Raw genomic sequence first — 19,673 nt, forward strand, 5'->3', positions numbered from 1 at the left:
GAAGACAGTGGTCGACACTCCGGCACACATATGAGCGACGTTGCGGTACCTACGAGTATGACGAATCGTGACACGACAGCGGCGGTCGACGGGACCGTTCGGTCCCGTCCCGTCCACACGGTATCTGAATGGGGACGACAGCAATGACGGGAGTTCGCGTTGCAGGCGTCGGATTGACCCACTTCGGACAGCATCCGGAGCGAACCGGACGGGACCTGTTCGCGGAGGCGAGCCAGCTTGCCTTCGAGGACGCGTCGGTCCCCCGCGGGGACGTCGAACAGCTCAACTACGGCAACTTCATGGGCGCGCTGGCGGAGCATCAGGGCCACCAGGCGCCACTGATGGCCGAGGCCGCCGGGATCGACTGCCCCGCCACCAGGTACGAGGAGGCGTGTGCCTCCGCGGGCGTGGCGGTCAGGGAGGCCGTAAAGACCGTCCGGAGCGGCGAGGCGGACGTCGTACTCGTCGGCGGGATGGAACGAATGACGAACCTCGGCACCGCCGGCGCGACCGAGGGACTCGCCATCGCCGCCGACGACCTCTTCGAGGTGCGCGCGGGAATGACGTTCCCGGGCGCGTACGCCCTGATGGCGTCGGCGTACTTCGACGCGCACGGCGGCAGCCGGGAGGACCTGGCAGCCGTCGCCTCGAAGAACCACGGCAACGCCGTCGAGAACGAATACGCGCAGTACCAGCAGGAAGTCCCGGTCGAGAAGGCGATGGACGCCCCGCCGGTCGCGGAGCCGCTTCACCTGTTCGACTGTGCGCCGATCACCGACGGCGCCGCCGCGCTGGTGCTCGTTTCCGACGACTACGCCGCGGCGAACGATCTCGATGTCCCCGTCGGGATCGTGGGCAGCGGACAAGGAACCGACAACCTCGCGCTCCAGGATCGCGACGAGCTGGCGTGGACGCCCGCGACCGAACAGGCGGCGGAGATGGCGTACGCCGACGCCGCAATCGAGGCCGACGACGTCGAACTCGCGGAGGTGCACGACTGCTTTACGATCGCAGAGGTGCTGGCACTGGAATCTCTGGGCCTCTATGACCCGGGACACGCGGCCGGGGCCGCCCGCCGCGGGGAAACGACCGCCGGCGGCGACCTGCCGGTGAACCTCTCGGGCGGGTTGAAAGCGAAGGGTCACCCGGTCGGCGCCACCGGCGCCTCGCAGGTGGTGGAAATGACCCGCCTGCTCCGGGGGGATCATCCGAACAGCGACGCCGTCGACGACGCCAGGCTCGGGATCACCCACAACGCCGGCGGGACGGTCGCGAGTGCAGTGGTTCACGTCCTGGAGGTGGTCGCATGAGCGACCGGAGCGACCGCACCCGGAGCGACCGCCTCCGGACCGACGGCGGCGAGGAGCCGGGTGACGCCGGCTTCGACGAATGGCTCGCGGCGATCGGTGACGGCGAGGGCTACTATCTCGAGTCACCGAGCGGCGATGGGTCGCTGCCGCCGCGCCGCATCTGCCCGCACAGCGGTTCGAGTGACCTCGAGGAGAAACCGCTCCCCGAGACGGGCGAGATCGAGGCCGTCACCGTCGTCCACGTCGCCTCGCCCCAGTTCGCCGAAGACACCCCGTACGCGACCGCCGTGGTCGACTTCGGCCCAGTTCGACTGACGGGGGTCGTTCGGGGGATCGACCTCGAGGAAGTCGAGACCGGAACGACCGTCGAGCCGACCGTCGAGGAGCGCGAGACGACGGGTGATCCGCTCCTCGTGTTCCGGCCGGTTTGAATCCCCCCGAGAGCAGCCCGTCACCGAACGCAGGACCTCACGGGACGTCCATCGATTTCGTGATCTCGTCGACGAACTGATCGGGATACTCGACGTGCGGGAGGAGTTTCGCGTCGTCGAACACGACGAGCCTCGCGTCGGCGGCCTCGGCAATCTCCCGGCCCCGTGACAGCGGCGACACTTCCGCTTCACGGCCCCAGATCACGGTTGCGGAGACGTCCAGCTCAGAGAGCGCAGCGCCGAGGTCGACATCGATGTTGAGATACCCCGAGAGGAACGCCCCCGGCGCGAACCGTGCGTTCGGTCGATGTCCTGTCTGCCACTCGTACTCGACCCACTCGTCGGTGAGGTTCGCGGGATCGTAGTAGCCGTGGTCGGCGTTGAAGTACTGGATCGCCGGCCGCGAGACCGAGAGGTTAAACAGCGCCTCTCCGACGACCGGTGTCCGGATCAGTGTCCGGAGCCACGCTTTCGGCGGTTCGGGACCGCCAGTGGTGGAGGGACAGACCAAAAGCAGCCGGGAGACGTCGGCGTCTTCGGCGGCGGCAACGGCGTAGGCGCCCGAAAGCGACGACGCCAGGACCGCCGGCTCGTCGTACGGTTCGAGGAACTCGTGGATAAAGTCGACGTACAGCTCCGGCGAGTAGTCGATCGCCGGACGGTCCGAGCAGCCGTACCCCGGGAGGTCCGGCGCGACCACGTGGTACTCCTCGGCGAGACGATCGAACACCTCCCGCCACTCGCCGCTCGTCGCGACGGCGCTCGTTCCGTGAATCAGCACCAGCGTCGGATCGGCGGGATCACCGGCGAGGGTGTGTGCGATCTCCATGCCGCGCCAGCGGTAGCTCCGCTGTTCCCCGGGGAGTGGCTGGTCGAGCGGTTCCGTTCGGCGGAGCCCCCGGTTCATAGCCGCGAGGGTTCCCGCGGCGAGTGCACCGTAGCTCGCGAGTCGACGGAGGTTCATGTCCGAAGGGTAGTTCGCCAACAGCTTATATCCGGGCGTTTCCGAACGTCCAATCATTCCGATCACCCTCCCCGAGGACCTCTCGAACGGGACGAGAGAACGCCGGCTCAGTACTCGTAAAACCCTCGTCCGGTTTTCTTTCCGAGGTCGCCGGCTTCGACTTTTCGCTTGAGCAGATACGCCGGCTGATACCTGTCTCCGAGCTCCTCGTGAAGCGTTTCGCTGGCGTGGAGACAGATGTCGAGCCCGATGTGATCTGCGAGCTCCAGTGGCCCCATCGGGACGTTCGTCCCGAGTTTCATCCCAGCGTCGATGTCCTCTTTCGTCGCCACGCCCTCGTCGTACGCTCGTATCCCTTCGTTTATCCACGGCATCAAGATCCGGTTCGTCACGAAGCCGGGTTTGTCGTCCGACTCCCAGGTCGTTTTGCCCAGTTCCTCGGCGAATCCGTGAGCGAACGAGACGACCTCCTCGTCGGTGTGTTCCCCGACGACGACCTCGACCCCCTCCATCAGCGGGACCGGGTTCATGAAGTGGAGTCCGACGACGAGTTCCGGACGTTCGGTGGCGGCCGCGATCGAGGTGATCGAAAGCGTCGAGGTGTTGGTCGCGAGCACGACGTCGTTCGGAAGCTGTTCGTCGAGCGCTTCGAACACCTCGTGTTTGACGTCGAGATCCTCGAGTACCGCTTCGATGACAACGTCGGCCCCGGATAGTTCCTCGAGGTCAGTTACGCCGGTGATTCGCGAGGTGATTTCCGCGGGCGAGGCGTCGAGGCGATCCTTCTCCGCGAGACGTTCGAGACTCGAGTCGATCCGGTCGAGTCCATCCTGGAGGTACTCGGCTTTCACGTCCCGCATCACGACGTCGTAGCCGGCGGTCGCTGCGGCCTGGGCGATCCCGCTACCCATCGTTCCGGCGCCGACGACGCCGACTGTCTCTATTTCGGATAGTCCGCGCATACACGGCGTTGCGGGTGGACGGATAGTAAGCGTGGTGTCCCAGAGCGTGCTGTCCCAGGCGCGGGAGCTGCAGAAAACGGCGGCCCTCGGTGTGACATTCATTCGTACAGCGACCGGATCAGCCGCCGCAAGCGCCGCCCCCGGTGTGTTCGATTCCGATCGCGGATCCGTCCGGTCCCCAGCAGAAACCGACCGAGGCCGTAAATCCCGCCGGCGAGGACGGTGTTTATGGCGACGATCGGGAGCCAGGGGTGGATCCGGTACAGCTCGTCGATCACTGGAGCAGGCAGCACAGCGAGATAGCGTCGCTCGGTGACGAACCGACGGTATGCACCGGTCTCATCGGGTGCAGACAGCGTAAGCGTCGCGGTGGTCTCGGACCGGGAGCCGACGTAGGTGTGCTCCGGCTCGACGGCCACCCCCTCGCTTGCGGGTTCGAGGTAGACGTGGACCGGCACCAGCCCGGCGTTGGGAACGAGATACGGGAGCTCCTCTGCGGTACCCCGCTCTATGACGGTGGGGTTGTCGGACTCGAACTCCGCGGAGACGACCGTGAACTGTTCGGTTCCGGCCGGAACGACCATCGCCGCGGTGGCGGTGATCACGAGCACGAGCGCGAGCACGAGAAGCAGGGTCCGGGCGGACGTGCCGGTGTTCCGGGTGCGCTCTCGGAGTCGCTGTTTTCCCGCCGAGCCGAACAGGAGGTAGTCGGCCGCGTAGGCCAGGACCGAAAGCGCAAAGAGCACGTACGCGATCCCCTGTGGTCCGAGCAACGCCCGCGTCCCGAGCGCCGCCGCCAGCTGGCGCTGGATCGTCTCGAGCCCCGCCTGCAGCCCCATCACCGCCGTCCCCAGATGCGGGATGGCGACGACCGATCCGCCCACCTGCAGCGCCGTCGCGACCACCTGTGCGTCACGCACGACGGGTTCGTCGCCATCCTGATCGGTGAACGGGTTGGCGTCCCCGCGGGTTATGTAGCCCTGCTCGGTCACCTCGACGACGCGGTGGGTGGTGAGCCCGCCGCCCTGGATCTCCTCGGCATGGAAGACGATCACGTCACCCTGCTGGATCTCGCCGGACAGCTCCGCCGGAACCGCGACGAACCCGTCTCCCGGATCGAGCGTCGGTTCCATACTGCCGGTCTCGACGAAGCTCAACAGGATCGGCTGGCCGAGAAACTGTCCGACGACGAGCGCAATGACGACGGCCGCGAGCGCGAGCTGCAGCGTCACCGAAAGCGCGCGTTTGAGATCCATTCGGAATCGGTCCCCCGAAGCGACGTGCGAGTGAACGGCGGCCGGGATTATAAGCACCCCGCCGGACACCTGATTGGTACCCCTCGAGAAGAGAGCAGACCCTCCCGTCGACCCAAAGGCACATTTAGGCGGGAGACAAAGCGAGACCAAGAGATGTCCCGGAGCCCGTCGCTCCCCGACCGCCCGCGCCTGGAGCTCGATCCCGAGATGAGCGACGCCGAGCGGTTGGACGCCATCCGCGAGCATTACAGGCGCATCGTGGGCGTAAACGAGGAGCTGGAACAACGGTTGGCACAGACGCGGAGTCGTCGAGAGCAGCTCCGCGAGAAAGTAGATCGATTACAGCGGCGAAACGAGACGCTGAAAACGTCCGCGCTGTACATCGCCAGCGTCGAGGAATTGACCGACGACGGCATCGTCATCAAACAGCACGGCAACAATCAGGAAGTGCTGACAGAGGCGTCCCCGAAACTCGAGGATGCCCTCGAAGCGGGAGACAGGGTCGGGATCGACGACTCGTTTGGCATCCAGACCCTTCTGGACGACGAAACCGACGCCCGGGCACAGGCGATGGAAGTCGAGGAGTCGCCCGAGGTGACCTACGACGACATCGGCGGGATCGACGAGCAGATCCGGGAGGTGCAGGAGGCGGTCGAGGACCCGCTTTCGAACCCCGAGATCTTCGAGACCGTCGGCGTGGAACCGCCCTCGGGCGTGCTGCTGCACGGCGCACCGGGGACGGGCAAGACGATGCTCGCGAAGGCGGTCGCAAACGAGACGGACGCGACGTTCATCAAGATGGCCGGCTCCGAACTGGTCCGGAAGTTCATCGGCGAGGGCGCCCGGCTGGTCCGTGACCTGTTCGACCTGGCGGCCGAGCGGGAGCCGGCAGTCATCTTCATCGACGAGATCGACGCGGTGGCCTCCAAGCGGACCGACTCGAAGACCTCCGGCGACGCGGAGGTCCAGCGGACGATGATGCAGTTGCTCTCGGAGATGGACGGCTTCGACGATCGCGGGGACGTGCGGATCATCGCCGCCACCAACCGCTTCGACATGCTCGATGAAGCGATCCTCCGGCCCGGCCGGTTCGATCGGCTCATCGAGATCCCCAAACCCGACGAGGAGGGCCGTCGGAAGATCCTCGAGATCCACACCCGGGAGATGAACGTCGACGACGACGTCGACTTCGCCGACCTCGCGACGGAGCTGTCCGGCTATTCTGGGGCCGACATCGAATCGCTGGTGACGGAATCGGGAATGTTCGCGATCCGGGACGACCGGACGACCGTCGAACGTCGTGACTTCGAGGACGCCATCGAGAAGCTCGACCACACCGACGACGGGCCCGACGGCGTCGTCCACTACCAGTACTGACGACCGCGTCGCGACGGCCTCTCGCTGCAGAACGCAACTCCTTAACGCGTCGGTGACCCAGTTTCGGTAATGAATCGGATCCACGTCGCCGGCGGCGTCGGGGTCGCCCCCACGGAGATGGCCGCCTACGACGCGGCGCTTTCGGACGCGAACCTCCACAACTACAACCTTGTTCGCGTGTCTTCGATCGTTCCCGCGGGGGCTGCGGTCGAACGCGTCGACCGGGCGCCGGACCTCGGGCCGGCCGGTAACCGCCTCACCGTCGTGGAGTCGCAGATCACGGCCCCCCCAGCGGAGACCGAAGAGCTCGCCGCGGGACTGGGGTGGGCAACGGGCCCGGGGCCGGGACTCTTCTACGAGGCGACGGGACGGGATCCGGATGCGGTCCGTCGGGAACTCGAAGACGGGCTCGAGGCGGGCTGTAAACTCCGTGACTGGGAGCTACCGAACCGCGAGTTCGAGGTGACCACCGCGGTTCCCGAGACCGATGGCTGGACGACAGTGGTGACGCTGGCGGCGTACGGCGAGAGCGAACCGATCTTGTGAAACCAATCACGCGTGTCGTCGCGGTGGTCAAAAGTGGAGGGAGGTTTCGATCGGGACATCACCGGGGTACACCGCTCGGAGGGACGGCGATCCGGTTCAACTCTCGACCGTCGTCCCGTTCGGTGTGCCGACCGACAGAACAGTCGCTCTGCGTGTTGCCTCATGAAAACGCCGAGGGGGAGATTTGAACTCCCGAGTCCTGACGGACAGTTGCTCTCGAGGCAACCGCCTTGGCCGGGCTAGGCTACCTCGGCTCGTTTGGTATTCTGCGACGGGACGTTTTAAGGTTTACCAACGACGTCGACCGGAGGCGGTCGACGGTGTGCTGCTCGACACGTATTCGAGTCCGACGGTCACAGTCGGTCGTCGATCGCTGCAGAGATCGCATCGTACGTCGGGTCGACCTGCTGGTCGTCGACGAACACGGTGGGGGTTCCGCTCACGCCCCGGTTTACTCCCTCCTCGCGGTCGGCACCCACGACCGTCTCGTACGGCTCGAACTCCGCGTCGGCGATGGCGAGACAGCCGTCGTCGCCGACCGTCTCGGCGTGCTCCTCGATCGCCTCGTAAGAGTAGCCGTCCCCCCGAAGCTGTTCGAACAGCAGCGTCGCGTACTCGAAGTAGGTTTCGTCGTCGAACCGCTCTTGCACCCCGCGGGCTGCGTTCGCGACCGGTTCGGACCAGTCGCCGTCGGCCGGAATCGGGAAATCGTACTGGCGGAACTGGACGAGCCCCTCCTCGACGTACTCGGTACGGAACTCGGGGAACGCATCGAGCTTGAACGTCGCACAGTGGGGACAGGCGAAGTCGTCGAACGCCGAGACGACGACGTCGGCGTCGTCGGGACCCAGCGTCGGGCGTTCGAGGTCGGTCACCGGATCCGGTTCGGTCAACTCGCAGTCGTGGGACTGGTCGGGACCGCCGAGACAGCCCGCAAGGGCGACCGTGGCGGCGCCGCCCAGCGTCGCGAGCACTGTCCGTCGAGAGACGGGACGCTCCATACGGGAGTGTCGGTGCGGGCGAACTTAACGCCTACGAGCGATTCGCCTGGCGTACCTTTCGACCGGACTCGAAAATCAGTCGTCTGCGGGGCTCTCTGTCGCCGCCTGGACCTCCTGGAGCAGCCGGTGGAGCGGGAGCCGCAACCCGACCCGGTTGGCGAGGAGCGCGATCGGGAACAGGACGATCCCGACCGCGACGATCAGTTGGTGAACAGCGAGCATGACGGCACTGCGTGCGCGTTGGATCATTGCCTACTCGGCGGTGGGAGCGCACCCATATATAAAGGTGTCGAGAGGGAGGTGTCGGTTACCCCTCCGCAGTCTTGCGTTTTTTCGAATTCCGGCTGCAACCGGTTGCAGAAGTGCAAGCGACCGTTTCACGGTGGATTACCTGGAGTGGCCCTCCCGTGGATATCCGTAACTTATGAGGAACGAAGCCGTCTCGTGCGCCTTTCGAACGGGGAAGTTCGGGCCCAGAACGGGCGAAAATCGGCCCGCGAACCGCAAGACACGAAACCCCGGGTCTCGTTGGACGCCACATGAGCAATTACCTCGTTGCGATGGAGGCGGCCTGGCTGGTTCGCGACGTAGAAGACATCGACGACGCGATCGGCGTGGCCGTAAGCGAGGCGGGGCGGCGCCTCAACGATCAGGACAAAGAGTACGTCGAAGTCGAAGTCGGGGTGACGACCTGTCCCGCCTGCGGGGAGCCGTTCGACTCGGCGTACATCGCTGCGGAGACGGCGCTCGTTGGACTTCTCCTGGAGATCGAGATCTTCAACGCCGAGGGGGAGGAACACGCCACCCGGATCGCGAAAAGCGAGGTCGGGGGTGCACTCCGCGACGTCCCGCTTTCGGTCATCGAGGTCGTCGAGACCGAGTCCGACGAGGACGACGAGTAGCGGGGAGGAGCACCCGGCCGCGATTCCACGATTATTCGACGCTTTCAAACGCTCGCCGTGGGTAGAGGCTCCCGATGACCCTTTCGGTGACCAACACCCTGTCGGGCGAACGCGAGGCGTTCGAGGTCGACGACGGCGAAGTCCTGCTGTACGTCTGTGGCCTGACGGTCTCGGACGACGCCCACCTCGGTCACGCCCGGGCGTGGGTGCACGCCGACATCATCCACCGCTGGCTCGCATACCTCGGCTACGACGTCCGCCACGTGGAGAACGTCACCGACGTCAACGAGAAGATCACCGCGCGGGCGGGGGAACGTAACGACTGGGAGACCGAATCGGACGTGGCCCGTCACTTCACCGCGGAGATCTTTGCGGACATGCGCGGGCTCAACCTCCTGCGCGCGGAGGTGTATCCACGGGTCTCCGAACACGTGTCCGAGATCATCGACCTGGTCGAGACGCTCGTCGATCGGGGATACGCCTACGAGTCGAACGGGTCGGTCTACTTCGACGTCACGCAGTTCGACGACTACGGCCGGCTGTCGAACCAGGAGCTCGAGGAGCTGGAAGCCCAGGGTGATCCCGACGAGCGCTCCGAGAAGCGACATCCCGCGGACTTCGCGCTGTGGAAAGCCGACGGCGTCAGCGAGTCCGCCGTTCGGGAGCACCGGAAACACGAACACGACGGCGCGCTTCCGACCGGACAAACCTGGGACTCCCCCTGGAGTGAAGGTCGTCCAGGCTGGCACGTGGAGTGCTCGGCGATGTCGATGACGCACCTCGGGGAGACCATCGACGTCCACATGGGCGGGCGCGACCTGGTGTTCCCTCACCACGAAAACGAGATCGCCCAAAGCGAGGCCGCAACCGGCGAGCGGTTCGTGCGCTACTGGCTCCACAACGGGCTGCTCGAGACCGAAGGCGAGAAGATGAGCTCGAGTCTGGGCAACTACTGGAGCGTCTCCGACGCGCTCGGGGAACTCGGCGTCAACGTCGTTCGGACGTTCTACGCGGGCGCACAGTATCGGACCGACCAGGCCCTCTCCGAGGACGCGCTCGCGGAAGCCCACGAACGGTTCGAGCGACTCCAGCGGGCTTATGAGACTGCAATGGCGGCAGCCGACTCGGTCGACGCGGCGACCAAAGCCGAAGACGAAGCGCTCCATGACGCCGTCGAGGCGACGCGAAGCGAGTTCGAAGCGGCGATGAACGACGACTTCAACGTCCGCGAGGCGATGGCGGCGCTTCTGGACCTCGCTGCCGCGGTCAACCGCCACGTCGAAGCCAGCGAGACGTACGACTACCCCGGACTCAGGCGGGCGATCGAGACGCTCGAAACGTTCGGCGAAGACGTGCTCGGGCTCCAGTTTACCGGGGTCGACGACGGCGACGCCACGCTGGCGGACGAGCTCGTCGAACTCGTGTTACAGATCCGAGAGGAGGAACGCGAGGCCGGCAACTACGAACGTGCCGACGAACTGCGGGATGCCCTCGACAACGTCGGAGTCGAGGTCGAGGACAGCCCGGAGGGGCCGACCTACCGGTTCGAGTGACGCGACCGCGGGATCGGTCGGAGGTGAGACCGGCGGTCGACCGGACCGCCGACAGCTATTTTCCCGGCGGTGGCGTATTCCCCTCCCATGATCGTCGAGCGCGTCGGGGAGTACCGCAAGCGAGTTCACGACGAACTCAAGCGGGCGTTCGCCGACGATCACACGCCCCGTGAAGTCGCCGGGAGCTTCGCAGTCGGCGTGTTTATCACGATGTTGCCGACGCTCGGGACCGGCCTGCTTTTGTTCGTCGTGCTCGTGGCGCTGTTCAAGTCGATCAGCAAGATCGCCCTGTTCGCATCGGTTCTCGTGTTCAACCCCGTCGTCAAGTGGGGTGTCTACGCCGCCAGTTTCACGCTGGGCACGCTGCTGCTCGGACCGGTCGAAGGCGTCACGATGGCAGACGTCTCGCTTTCGGCCGGCCCCGAGATCGTCGTCAGGCTGCTGGTCGGTAATCTGGTGCTCGCGGTCCTCGCGACGGTCCTCGGCTACGTCGTCGTCTTCCGCCTCGTCGTCTCCTACCGGGAGCAGCTCGAACCGCTGGAGGAGGCGATCGAGGAGGTCGTCGACAGGACGCTGGACCCGGACGCAGCGTAAACCGGTACAGAACCGCACAGGTACGCATTCCTCACGACCTAGCTGGTGAACAGGTCGCTGTCCCCGGGAACCGAAAACAGTCCCATCCGCACGCCACAGTCGAGCCAGCCGTAGCCGTACGAGTACGAGGCAAGCGCGTTGACCGGGTCGTCCTCTTCCCTGAAGTGACGGCCGTCCTCGAGGTAGGATTCGGCCATTTCCCGACAGTCACTCGCGGCCTCGCCGAGCGGTGTCCCTTCGGGAACGGCCCGATCGGCGACATCGAGTGCGTCCGCGAGCATTCGTTCGTACCGATCGACCTTCTCTTCGAGCTCCGCGGGCATGCGCTGGGATTGGATTTCGATCCCGATAGACGTTCCCCTGTGTCGTGTCGAGAAACGCCGAGGCGGCGACCCACAGCTGTTCGAAACTGTTTTGCTCGTGGCCGAATCGCCCGTACTTATGCACGCCATTACGCGCTCGGGGTGGATCGAGGTGATAACGGGGTCGATGTTCTCCGGGAAGACCGAAGAACTGCTTCGGCGGCTCCGGCGTGCAGACATCGCGGGCCAGGAGATCGTCGCGTTCAAGCCGGCGATCGACAACCGATACGGCGAAGCCACGATCGGGTCCCACAACGGGCGCCAGTGGGACGCACGGATCGTTCCCAACGAGGGCGATGCGGTGTGGGAGCTGTACGACCGATACGACGGCGAGGAAGTCGTCGCGATCGACGAGGCGAACTTCTTTTCCAGTGAACTCGTTGAGGTGTCCCAGACGCTGGCGTCGGACGGTGCACGCGTCATCGTCTCGGGGATCGACCAGACGTTCCGCGGGGAGCCGTTCGATCCGGTACCGCGCCTGATGGCCGTCGCGGAGTACGTCGACAAACTCCAGGCGATCTGTTCGGTCTGTGGCGAGCCCGCCACCCGAAACCAGCGGCTCATCGACGGCGAGCCAGCCCATCGGGACGACCCGACGATCCTCGTCGGCGCCGAGGAATCCTACGAGGCCAGATGCCGGAACTGTCACACCCTCCGGACCGGACCGCGGGAGGACCCGGTCGACCGGTCCGCCCCTGAAGCCGACGAGTAACCGTCATACGGTTCCGGCACGTACCCGAGCCAGTGACGACCTGGATCGACACCCCGGAAGGGGGACGGGACCGCGGTCCACGCGCACTCGTTCGTGCCTGGATCGAAGTGCTCGTGCGTCCGCGCCGGTTCTTCGGGACGGCGATCGCCCCGGCCGACCAGGCGCCGGCGCTGTTCTTCGCGATGGCGGTGACGGCGACGTCGATCGGGGGATTGTTTCTCGCCGTGCCCGGCCTGTCTCCCACCGTCGGGGGCAGCTCACTGGTCGGCGGTGCCGTCGTCGGCGGTCTCCTGGTGGTGCTTGTCACCCCGGTGACGTTGCACCTGACTGCTGCGGTCGGAACGATCGCGCTCGTCGTGGTGGCTCCCGATCGCGGCGGCGTCAGTGAAACCGTTCAGCTCGTGGGATACGCGAGCGCCCCGTTGGCGCTGGTTCCGGTCCCAGTCGCGCTCGCCGACGTCTCGATCGCCAGCGCGATGTGGACCGGCATCGCGTACGCGGGGATCCTGCTTTTTGTCGGAATCGCGGCCAGACACGGGACGGGACCGGTTCGTACGGTTCTCGCCGCGCTCCCGCCGGTCGTCTTCGCGGGTGGGGTCGTCACCGCGATCCGGGTCGGAAACGCCGTCGTGTTTGGCGGTTGAACGGAGTTGCAGACCCGAGCTGCGGCTGCAGTCGAATCAACTGCTGTCATGGGTCGGTCCGCGTCCGACTTTCGACAACCGTTTTAGGCCGCGGCTATTTCGTTCGTTCAAATGGGTTCGTGTATCATCTGTGGTGTGTCTGTCGACGGCCGAATATGCGACAGCCACCAGGAAGACGTCGTTTTCGAGTTTCGTGGAGATTCCCCGGACCAGCTGGTTTCGGGTCGATACTACCGTGGCACCGTCGACGGGTACGCCGACTTCGGCGTGTTCGTCGATCTCGCGCCGGGCGTCACCGGGCTGTTGCACCGCAGCGAGCTCGACCGCCGGCTGGAGTCGCTCGACTGGGAGCCCGGCGAAACGGTGTTCGTCCAGGTGAAGAACGTCCGTGACAACGGCAACATCGATCTCGGCTGGTCGATCCGCCAGGCCGAACGCGAGTTCCGGGGCGCGCTGATTCAGGACGGCGACACCGATCGGGAGCCGGAGACGGAAGCCGACGACGAAAAAGAGACGCAGGGTGACGACGAGGACGTAGCGAAACCGGACAGCGGCGAGGAGGACGTTGCGACGACCGACGACCGGGCGATCGAACGGAGCGCCGAAACGGACGCCACGAGTGGTGGCGAGCCGACCGAAGTTCGGGATCCGTCCGGCAACGCGGGTACGACTGCCGTAACGAAGTCGGAGGCGGCAACCGAAGCCACCACCGAGCCCGAAGCCGAGTCCGAACCGGAAGCCGAGTCCGAAGCCGAGTCCGAACCGGAAGCCGAGTCCGAACCGGAAGCCGGAACGTCCATCGATCGGGTGTCCGTCGAAGCGCTGTCGGACGCCGTCGGCGAGACGATCCGCCTCGAAGGAGAGATCGTGAGCGTTCGCCAGACCGGCGGCCCCACGGTGTTCGAACTCCGCGACGAAACCGGGGTCGTGGACTGCGCCGCGTTCGTGGAACCCGGAGTCCGCGCGTATCCGGACGTCGGCGTCGACGACGTCGTTCGGCTCGAGGGTGACGTCGAGCTCCGGCGCAACGAGATCCAGATCGAGACCGAAGCGCTCGTCGTCCTCGAGGGAGACGACCGCGACGAAGTCGTAACGCGGCTCGAGGACGCCCTGGCCGCGAAGGCCCGTCCGGACGTCTTCGAGCCGATCGGGAACCACGAGACGGTCGAGGCACTGCGCGAGCCGATCCTGGACGCCGCAGAGGCGCTCCGTCGGGCCGTCCTCGAGAGCCGACCGATCGTCGTCCGACACCCGGCGACGGCGAACGGCTACCTCGCCGGTGCTGCCGTCGAGCGCGCAGTGTTGCCGCTCGTGGCAAAGGAGTACGCCGGCTCCGACGCCGAGTACCACTACTTCAAACGCCGTCCGCTGGAGTCGTCGGTGTACGACATGGACGACGCGACGATGGACGTCACGCGGATGCTCCAGGACCGGGACCGACACGACGAGAAGCTCCCGGTGTTTCTGCTGCTTGGAACGGGAGCGACCGCCGAGTCCGAGGACGGGCTGGACCTGCTCGACATTTACGACGCCACGCGGGTCGTCGTCGACGCCGAGCCGGCGGATCCGGAGGCCGGCGACCACGCGGCAGTGCTCGTCGCGCCCGACGAGGACGACGAAGACGACCTGTCGGTGGGTGCGCTCGGAGCCGAACTCGCCGCGGCGATCGACGACGGCGCCCGGGACGGGCTCGCACATCTTCCCGCGACGAGCTACTGGGAGACGGCTCCGGGGACGTACGCCCGGGTCGCCGACGAGGCGGGCTACGACGCCGACAGGCGGCGCGATCTCCGCGAGGCGGTCGCGCTGGAGGCGTACTATCAGTCCTACGAGGACAAACGGGAGCTGCTCACCGATCTCCTGTTCGGGGACGGTGGCGCGGATCTCGCAGCGCACGTCGCCGAACAGTTCCGCGTGAAGGTCGACACCGAGGTGGCGACCGCACGCGAGAACCTCGAGCGGACCGCCCGCGACGGCGTCGAACTCGCACTGCTGGACACCGACGCGTACACCCATCGGTACGACTTCCCCCCGACGTCGCTGCTGCTCGATGAACTGCACCGCCGGGAACGAACCGACGGCGCGTTCGCGACGATCGGCGTCGGCACCGACGAGCTGTTCGTCCGGTCGACGTTCGACGTCGACCTTCGGGCGGCCGTCGACGACGCCCGGGAGGCCGTTCCCGAGGCGGATCTCGGCGTCGCCGACCTGCGCGACGGCCGCGTGGAGTTTCTGGCCGGCCGCCGGGAAGACGCCCGGGACGCGATCGTCGACGCCGTCGTCGATCAGGCCCGATAACGACGGATCGACCCCGCAACGGCCGAAGCGACGACCCGCAACGGCCGAAGCGACGACCCGCAACGACACCCTTATTCGCGTCACGCCGTGACTGTGTGCCGATGAGGTCCGACACCGACGACGTCGACGAGACGCACACGCAGGTGTGTACCGAGCTCGTCGAGCGGATCCTCGCGGGCGAGGTCGACCGGGAGAACCTCGAGTCCGCCAAGCTCGACGTCTGCTCGGCCCACTCGGCGTCGACGGTGCCGAAGAACACCGAGCTTCTGGATCACGCGCCCGACGACCGTCGGGAGGAAGTGAAGGCGGTCGTCCAGCGCAAGCCGGTCCGGACCGCGTCGGGCGTCTCCCCGGTGGCGATCATGACGTCGCCACAGCTGTGCCCGCACGGCAAGTGTCTCTACTGTCCCGGAGGGCCGGCCTCGGAGTTCTCCTCCGCCCAGTCGTACACCGGACACGAACCCGCCGCCGCTCGTGGCAAACAAAACGAGTACGACCCCTACGGCCAGGTGACGCTCCGCCTCGAGCAGCTCCGGGCGATCGGCCACCCGGTGGACAAGGTGGAGCTGATCGTCATGGGCGGGACGATGACGGCACGGAGCCACGACTATCAGGAGTGGTTCCTCAAGCGGGCGCTCGCGGCGATGAACGACTACGACGTCGAGTCGGATCCCCACCCCGCCGAGGACGAGAGCTTCAAACCCGATCCCGAGGAGTACGAGTTCCGCTACCTCGAGGACGTTATCGCAAAAAACGAGACTGCCGACGTCCGCAACGTCGCGACGACCTTCGAGACGAAGCCCGACTGGTGTGACCCCGAACAGATCGACCGGATGCTGGCGCTCGGCGGCACGAAAGTCGAGGTCGGCGTCCAGACCACCTACGAACGGATCAACCGAGAGATGCACCGAGGGCACGGAATCGAGGCGTCGAAGGACGCCAACCGGCGGCTCAGGGACGCCGGGTTCAAGGTCGGGTTCCACATGATGCCCGGCCAGCCCGGGATGACCGAAGAGATGTGCCGGGAGGACTTCCGCCGGCTGTTCGAGAGTCCGGAGTGGCGCCCGGACTACCTGAAGATCTATCCCACGCTCGTGGTGCAGGGGACCAGAGTGTACGACATGTGGAAACGCGGCGAGTACGAACCGCTCTCGAACGAGGAGGCCGCAGACGTCGTCGCCGACGCGATGGGAGAGATCGCGCCGTACACCCGCCTCCAGCGTGTCCAGCGGGACATCCCCGCCGACTTCATCGAAGCCGGCGTCTGGAAGTCCAACCTCAGGCAGCTGGCCGACCAACGCGCAAAAGAGAAGGGGATCGAACCGCGGGACATACGAGCGCGGGAGGTCGGGATGAACGATGCCGATCCGGATCCGGACGACATCGAGTTCACCGTTCGGGAGTACGAGGCCGGCGGCGGCACCGAACAGTTCCTCAGCTTCGAGGACACGGTCAGGGACCTCCTGGTCGGGTTCTGCCGGCTCCGGTTCCCCTCCTATGCTCCCGGTCAGCCAGGGGCACCCGACGGCGCCGACGACCCGGTCCGGCGGGAGCTCCAGGACGCCGCGGTCGTGCGCGAACTCCACGTGTACGGCAGCGAGGCTGCCATCGGCGAAGAGGGCGACTGGCAACATCGCGGCTACGGAACGCGACTGATCCGGACGGCCGAAGAGATCGCCGAAGACGCCGGCTTCGAAAAGCTCAGTGTCCTCTCGGGGATCGGCGTTCGGGAGTACTATCGGGAGAAACTCGGATACCACCAGGACGGGCCGTACGTTTCGAAACGACTCGACGGGACGCGTCAGGGACTGTAACTTTCGGGGCGGCCGGAGTTTTGGCGTCGAATGGTTCGCCCGGCAACGTATAGCGGAAGGCCGAAAATCGCGATGATCGGGATCGTCACGAGGACGACCGGGAGGGTGAAAAGCAGCACGAGAATCACCCACCCACCCTCGAGGACGGCAAGGAGCGGAATTGCGACGAGCATTAGCACCGGAATAATACCTATGCCTGCGAGTAGGAGGTATCGATGCCTGGGGTCTGCGGCAACCCCGAGCGGAAATAGCAAAGCAGCGATGTAACAGACGTAAACAGGGGCAGGAGCCAGCAGCTCGGGGCTGATCGTGCCTCCCCGGACGATGTCGGGCGCGGAGACGACTGCCGCGCTCGCGACGAACACGACAGCTGCGATAGCGAGCGATGTTCGAAACGTCAGTCGCGACAGCCATCCAGTCCGTCGCCGCACGATGAGGACAGCCCCAACGCCAAGATGAATCACACCCAGACCGGACGCAGCCCAGCCGACGAGGTCGAGGGCGTCTCCCGGCAGTCCTCCAATAGAGACGCCGGGAACAGCGGGAAGTTGGGCGACGCCGAGCCAACCGATTCCGATGAGTATCAACCCGACGCCAGCCCATCGGCGATAGCGATCGAGATACTCGTGAATACTCTCTGCAGGCATCCTACTCGATTACGTGTGGTACTCATTCGGTCGACGGTTAACGGTTCGTGTTACTCAAAAGGCGGCTTGACTCACGGACTGGCTCGGCCGTTCGAAGGATCGACTCGCCTCATTCAAATCCCTTCGAGAAGGCTCTTCGATCTCGCTTCGCTCGATCAGCAGAGCCAGGGCAGGGATTTGAACCCCGGAAGTCTCGATTACAAGTCGAGTGCATGAACCACCCATGCTCCCCTGGCGCGTCGCGGTGCAGGCGTTTCTACTGTGTCCTCCTTTGAGTCTCTGTCGTTTTTCGCCACCGGGCTAACACCCAGCGCTCGACCGGTCACTCCTCGAATCGCTTTTCGAACTCGATCCGGTGTGGACTGTAGCCGTGCCGCCGGTAAAACCGGCGTGCGCCCTCGTTTTCGGCCATGGCGTCGAGCGACACCGCCTCGGCCCCGGCCTCGCGGAGCGTCCGTTCGGCGGCTTCGAGTAGCCGTGATCCGACGCCCTGATTTCGGGCCTCTGGACGAACGTAGAGGTTGTCGACGATGCCGCGGGTCACGTCCTGCCGATATCGACCTGTCTCCATCGAAAACATGACGAACCCGAGTGGCTCTTCGTGGTCCTCGGCTGGAGTTGCATCGGCTCCCGGACGCGCAACCAAAATGGTGCCGGAGACGACTCCCCGACCGATCGCTTCTCGGATCAAATCGCGGTTCGCCTCCGAAAACAGGTGAGAGTCGTACGCCCGCTGCTCGGCGGCGAGTTCGACCCACCAGTCTGCGAGCAGATCCACCTCGGACAAGGTGGCGGGTTGGACGTGCACGATGTCGAATTGGGCGAGGCGAGTAATAAGGATGGGCGGCGGAAAGCGGTCGACGGCGTCGACGAGACTTTATTTACGGCGGGCGTTGGAGGCGGCGTGGCGATCGAACTCCGATTCCGGGACGGAACGATCCACCTCGCCGACGGGGTAAGTGATCGCTCATCCGACAGCGAATTACTGTCCGATCTCGAATCCCTCCCCGGCGTCGAACCGGATCCACGATCTGGCGGGTACCGGGCGCCGGCCTCCAGTTACGCCGCCCTCCGAGACGCCATCGAAGAGCGCGGTCTGTCGTACGAGGATCGAGTGTTCGACGATCGAGACGAACGCAGGCTCGAGCTCGCGACGGACTACCGCCTCCGGGAGTACCAGGTCGACGCACTCGACGCCTGGGAGGAGGCCGGCCGATGCGGCGTGATCGAACTCCCGACCGGCAGCGGGAAGACCGTGATCGCGATCGCCGCGATCGCGTCGGTCCGGCGCCCGACGCTCGTGGTCGTCCCCACGATCGACCTGCTGAATCAGTGGGAGCGGGAACTCAACCGGGAGTTTTCGGTTCCGATCGGTCGGTTCGGCGGCGGCGAACAGCGACGGGAGGCGATCACCGTCTCGACGTACGACTCCGCGTATCTACGGGCCGACGACGTCGGCGACGCCTTCGAGTTCGTCGTCTTCGACGAGGTGCACCACCTCGGGGGCGAGGGGTACCGCGACATCGCCCGACTGCTCGCTGCGCCGTCCCGTCTGGGGTTGACGGCGACGTTCGAGCGACCGGACGGCGCCCACGAGGCGATCGCCGAACTGGTCGGGGATCGGGTGTATCGGCTCGACGTCGACGACCTCGCGGGCGAGCACCTGGCCGCGTACGACATCAAACGGATCGAGGTCGAACTCACTCCCGAGGAGCGGGAGGCGTACGAAGCGGCTCAGGAAACGTTCGTCGACTATCTTCGGTCGTCGAACCTCCAGTTACGTAGCGGCAGTGACTATCAGAAGCTGGTGTTGCGTTCCGGCAACGACCCCCGGGCACGGGAGGCGCTGTTGGCCAAACAACGGGCACGGAACGTGATGATGAATGCAGACGCGAAAGTGGACGCGCTCGCACGGATCCTCGAGCGGCACCGCGAGGACCGGATCATCGTCTTCACCGCCCACACCGAACTGGTGTACCGGCTCTCGCGTCGGTTCCTCCTGCCGGCGATCACGAGCGAAACCGGGACGTCGGAACGCAGGCAGATCCTCGAACGATTCAGGGACGGTCGCTACTCGCGAGTCGTGACCGCAAACGTGCTCGACGAGGGGGTCGACGTTCCGGACGCGAACGTCGCTGTCGTGCTGTCGGGGTCGGGCAGCGAACGCGAGTTCACCCAGCGACTGGGACGAATCCTCCGGCCGAAGGACGGCGGCGGCCGGGCCCTTTTGTACGAGGTCGTGAGCGACGAAACGGCCGAGGAACGGGTTGCAAGTCGGCGGCGGTGAGATTGTCGGGAGA

The 19,673-nt window shown here is 65.8% G+C and carries 20 protein-coding genes and 2 tRNA genes; 12 read left to right on the forward strand and 10 right to left on the reverse strand.

All coding sequences use genetic code 11. The features are described 5' to 3' along the window. Positions 1 to 143 precede the first annotated feature (143 nt). Both AArcCO_RS11230 and AArcCO_RS11235 read left to right on the forward strand, forming a co-directional pair. Positions 144 to 1,310, forward strand: coding sequence for a thiolase C-terminal domain-containing protein (locus AArcCO_RS11230; RefSeq protein ID WP_259533572.1), 1,167 nt, complete (start codon positions 144 to 146; stop codon positions 1,308 to 1,310). Continuing rightward, positions 1,307 to 1,741: a Zn-ribbon domain-containing OB-fold protein gene (locus AArcCO_RS11235; protein WP_259533573.1), complete on the forward strand. Its 435-nt coding sequence runs from the start codon at positions 1,307 to 1,309 to the stop codon at positions 1,739 to 1,741. The genes AArcCO_RS11230 and AArcCO_RS11235 overlap by 4 nt, the downstream gene beginning before the upstream one ends. 37 nt (positions 1,742 to 1,778) lie before the next feature. Here AArcCO_RS11235 and AArcCO_RS11240 read toward each other — a convergent pair whose 3' ends face one another. The 3 genes from AArcCO_RS11240 to AArcCO_RS11250 form a co-directional block, all read right to left on the reverse strand. After that, positions 1,779 to 2,705, reverse strand: coding sequence for an alpha/beta fold hydrolase (locus AArcCO_RS11240; RefSeq protein WP_259533574.1), 927 nt, complete (start codon positions 2,703 to 2,705; stop codon positions 1,779 to 1,781). A gap of 107 nt (positions 2,706 to 2,812) precedes the next feature. Continuing rightward, positions 2,813 to 3,667: a 3-hydroxyacyl-CoA dehydrogenase family protein gene (locus AArcCO_RS11245; RefSeq protein ID WP_259533575.1), complete on the reverse strand. Its 855-nt coding sequence runs from the start codon at positions 3,665 to 3,667 to the stop codon at positions 2,813 to 2,815. Positions 3,668 to 3,765: 98 nt separating this feature from the next. Beyond that, a complete protein-coding gene (locus AArcCO_RS11250; RefSeq protein ID WP_259533576.1) occupies positions 3,766 to 4,923 on the reverse strand; it encodes a signal peptidase I in 1,158 nt (385 codons plus the stop codon). Between the two features lie 153 nt (positions 4,924 to 5,076). Between AArcCO_RS11250 and AArcCO_RS11255 the strand changes: the two genes are divergently transcribed. Both AArcCO_RS11255 and AArcCO_RS11260 read left to right on the forward strand, forming a co-directional pair. Beyond that, positions 5,077 to 6,300: a proteasome-activating nucleotidase Pan2 gene (locus tag AArcCO_RS11255; RefSeq protein ID WP_259533577.1), complete on the forward strand. Its 1,224-nt coding sequence runs from the start codon at positions 5,077 to 5,079 to the stop codon at positions 6,298 to 6,300. 69 nt (positions 6,301 to 6,369) lie between these two features. Continuing rightward, the gene (locus AArcCO_RS11260; RefSeq protein WP_259533579.1) at positions 6,370 to 6,846 is read left to right on the forward strand and encodes a pyruvoyl-dependent arginine decarboxylase; all 477 of its coding nucleotides are present in this window, start codon (positions 6,370 to 6,372) and stop codon (positions 6,844 to 6,846) included. 169 nt (positions 6,847 to 7,015) lie between these two features. Here AArcCO_RS11260 and AArcCO_RS11265 read toward each other — a convergent pair. The 3 genes from AArcCO_RS11265 to AArcCO_RS11275 form a co-directional block, all read right to left on the reverse strand. Further along, positions 7,016 to 7,100 (reverse strand) — tRNA-Ser (locus AArcCO_RS11265). Between the two features lie 99 nt (positions 7,101 to 7,199). Continuing rightward, on the reverse strand, positions 7,200 to 7,847 hold the full coding sequence (locus tag AArcCO_RS11270; RefSeq protein ID WP_259533581.1) for a thioredoxin domain-containing protein: 648 nt from the start codon (positions 7,845 to 7,847) through the stop codon (positions 7,200 to 7,202). Positions 7,848 to 7,922: 75 nt separating this feature from the next. Continuing rightward, positions 7,923 to 8,096: a hypothetical protein gene (locus tag AArcCO_RS11275; RefSeq protein ID WP_259533582.1), complete on the reverse strand. Its 174-nt coding sequence runs from the start codon at positions 8,094 to 8,096 to the stop codon at positions 7,923 to 7,925. A gap of 290 nt (positions 8,097 to 8,386) precedes the next feature. On the opposite strand from AArcCO_RS11275, the gene AArcCO_RS11280 reads away from it, so the two are divergent. The 3 genes from AArcCO_RS11280 (at position 8,387) to AArcCO_RS11290 (ending at position 10,896) form a co-directional block, all read left to right on the forward strand. Then, positions 8,387 to 8,749, forward strand: a complete 363-nt coding sequence (locus tag AArcCO_RS11280; protein ID WP_259533583.1) for a DUF555 domain-containing protein — start codon at positions 8,387 to 8,389, stop codon at positions 8,747 to 8,749. Between the two features lie 74 nt (positions 8,750 to 8,823). Then, positions 8,824 to 10,302 (forward strand): cysteine--tRNA ligase, encoded by a 1,479-nt coding sequence (gene cysS, locus AArcCO_RS11285; RefSeq protein WP_259533584.1) that lies wholly within the window; start codon positions 8,824 to 8,826, stop codon positions 10,300 to 10,302. Between the two features lie 87 nt (positions 10,303 to 10,389). Then, positions 10,390 to 10,896: a DUF2062 domain-containing protein gene (locus AArcCO_RS11290; protein WP_259533585.1), complete on the forward strand. Its 507-nt coding sequence runs from the start codon at positions 10,390 to 10,392 to the stop codon at positions 10,894 to 10,896. A 38-nt stretch (positions 10,897 to 10,934) separates the two neighbouring features. Here AArcCO_RS11290 and AArcCO_RS11295 read toward each other — a convergent pair whose 3' ends face one another. Continuing rightward, positions 10,935 to 11,219 carry a DUF357 domain-containing protein gene (locus AArcCO_RS11295; protein WP_259533586.1) on the reverse strand — a complete coding sequence of 95 codons (285 nt, stop codon included), beginning with the start codon at positions 11,217 to 11,219 and terminating at the stop codon, positions 10,935 to 10,937. 118 nt (positions 11,220 to 11,337) lie between these two features. Between AArcCO_RS11295 and AArcCO_RS11300 the strand changes: the two genes are divergently transcribed. From AArcCO_RS11300 to AArcCO_RS11315, 4 genes are all read left to right on the forward strand, one after another. Then, positions 11,338 to 11,970, forward strand: a complete 633-nt coding sequence (locus AArcCO_RS11300; RefSeq protein ID WP_259533587.1) for a thymidine kinase — start codon at positions 11,338 to 11,340, stop codon at positions 11,968 to 11,970. A gap of 32 nt (positions 11,971 to 12,002) precedes the next feature. Further along, the gene (locus tag AArcCO_RS11305; RefSeq protein ID WP_259533588.1) at positions 12,003 to 12,614 is read left to right on the forward strand and encodes a YIP1 family protein; all 612 of its coding nucleotides are present in this window, start codon (positions 12,003 to 12,005) and stop codon (positions 12,612 to 12,614) included. 111 nt (positions 12,615 to 12,725) lie between these two features. Next, entirely contained in the window at positions 12,726 to 14,912 is a 2,187-nt protein-coding gene (locus tag AArcCO_RS11310) for a DHH family phosphoesterase (protein ID WP_259533589.1), read from the forward strand. Positions 14,913 to 15,013: 101 nt separating this feature from the next. Continuing rightward, positions 15,014 to 16,726 (forward strand): tRNA uridine(34) 5-carboxymethylaminomethyl modification radical SAM/GNAT enzyme Elp3, encoded by a 1,713-nt coding sequence (locus AArcCO_RS11315; protein ID WP_259533590.1) that lies wholly within the window; start codon positions 15,014 to 15,016, stop codon positions 16,724 to 16,726. Here the strand turns inward: AArcCO_RS11315 and AArcCO_RS11320 are convergent. From AArcCO_RS11320 to AArcCO_RS11330, 3 genes are all read right to left on the reverse strand, one after another. Next, positions 16,714 to 17,373 (reverse strand): hypothetical protein, encoded by a 660-nt coding sequence (locus tag AArcCO_RS11320; RefSeq protein ID WP_259533592.1) that lies wholly within the window; start codon positions 17,371 to 17,373, stop codon positions 16,714 to 16,716. The genes AArcCO_RS11315 and AArcCO_RS11320 overlap by 13 nt on opposite strands. 162 nt (positions 17,374 to 17,535) lie before the next feature. After that, positions 17,536 to 17,609 (reverse strand) — tRNA-Thr (locus tag AArcCO_RS11325). Between the two features lie 86 nt (positions 17,610 to 17,695). Next, positions 17,696 to 18,181, reverse strand: coding sequence for a GNAT family N-acetyltransferase (locus tag AArcCO_RS11330; RefSeq protein WP_259533593.1), 486 nt, complete (start codon positions 18,179 to 18,181; stop codon positions 17,696 to 17,698). 96 nt (positions 18,182 to 18,277) lie between these two features. Between AArcCO_RS11330 and AArcCO_RS11335 the strand changes: the two genes are divergently transcribed. Beyond that, positions 18,278 to 19,660 carry a DEAD/DEAH box helicase gene (locus AArcCO_RS11335; protein WP_259536429.1) on the forward strand — a complete coding sequence of 461 codons (1,383 nt, stop codon included), beginning with the start codon at positions 18,278 to 18,280 and terminating at the stop codon, positions 19,658 to 19,660. Positions 19,661 to 19,673: the final 13 nt, after the last annotated feature.

This window comes from Halalkaliarchaeum sp. AArc-CO (assembly GCF_024972735.1).
GTDB lineage: Archaea > Halobacteriota > Halobacteria > Halobacteriales > Haloferacaceae > Halalkaliarchaeum.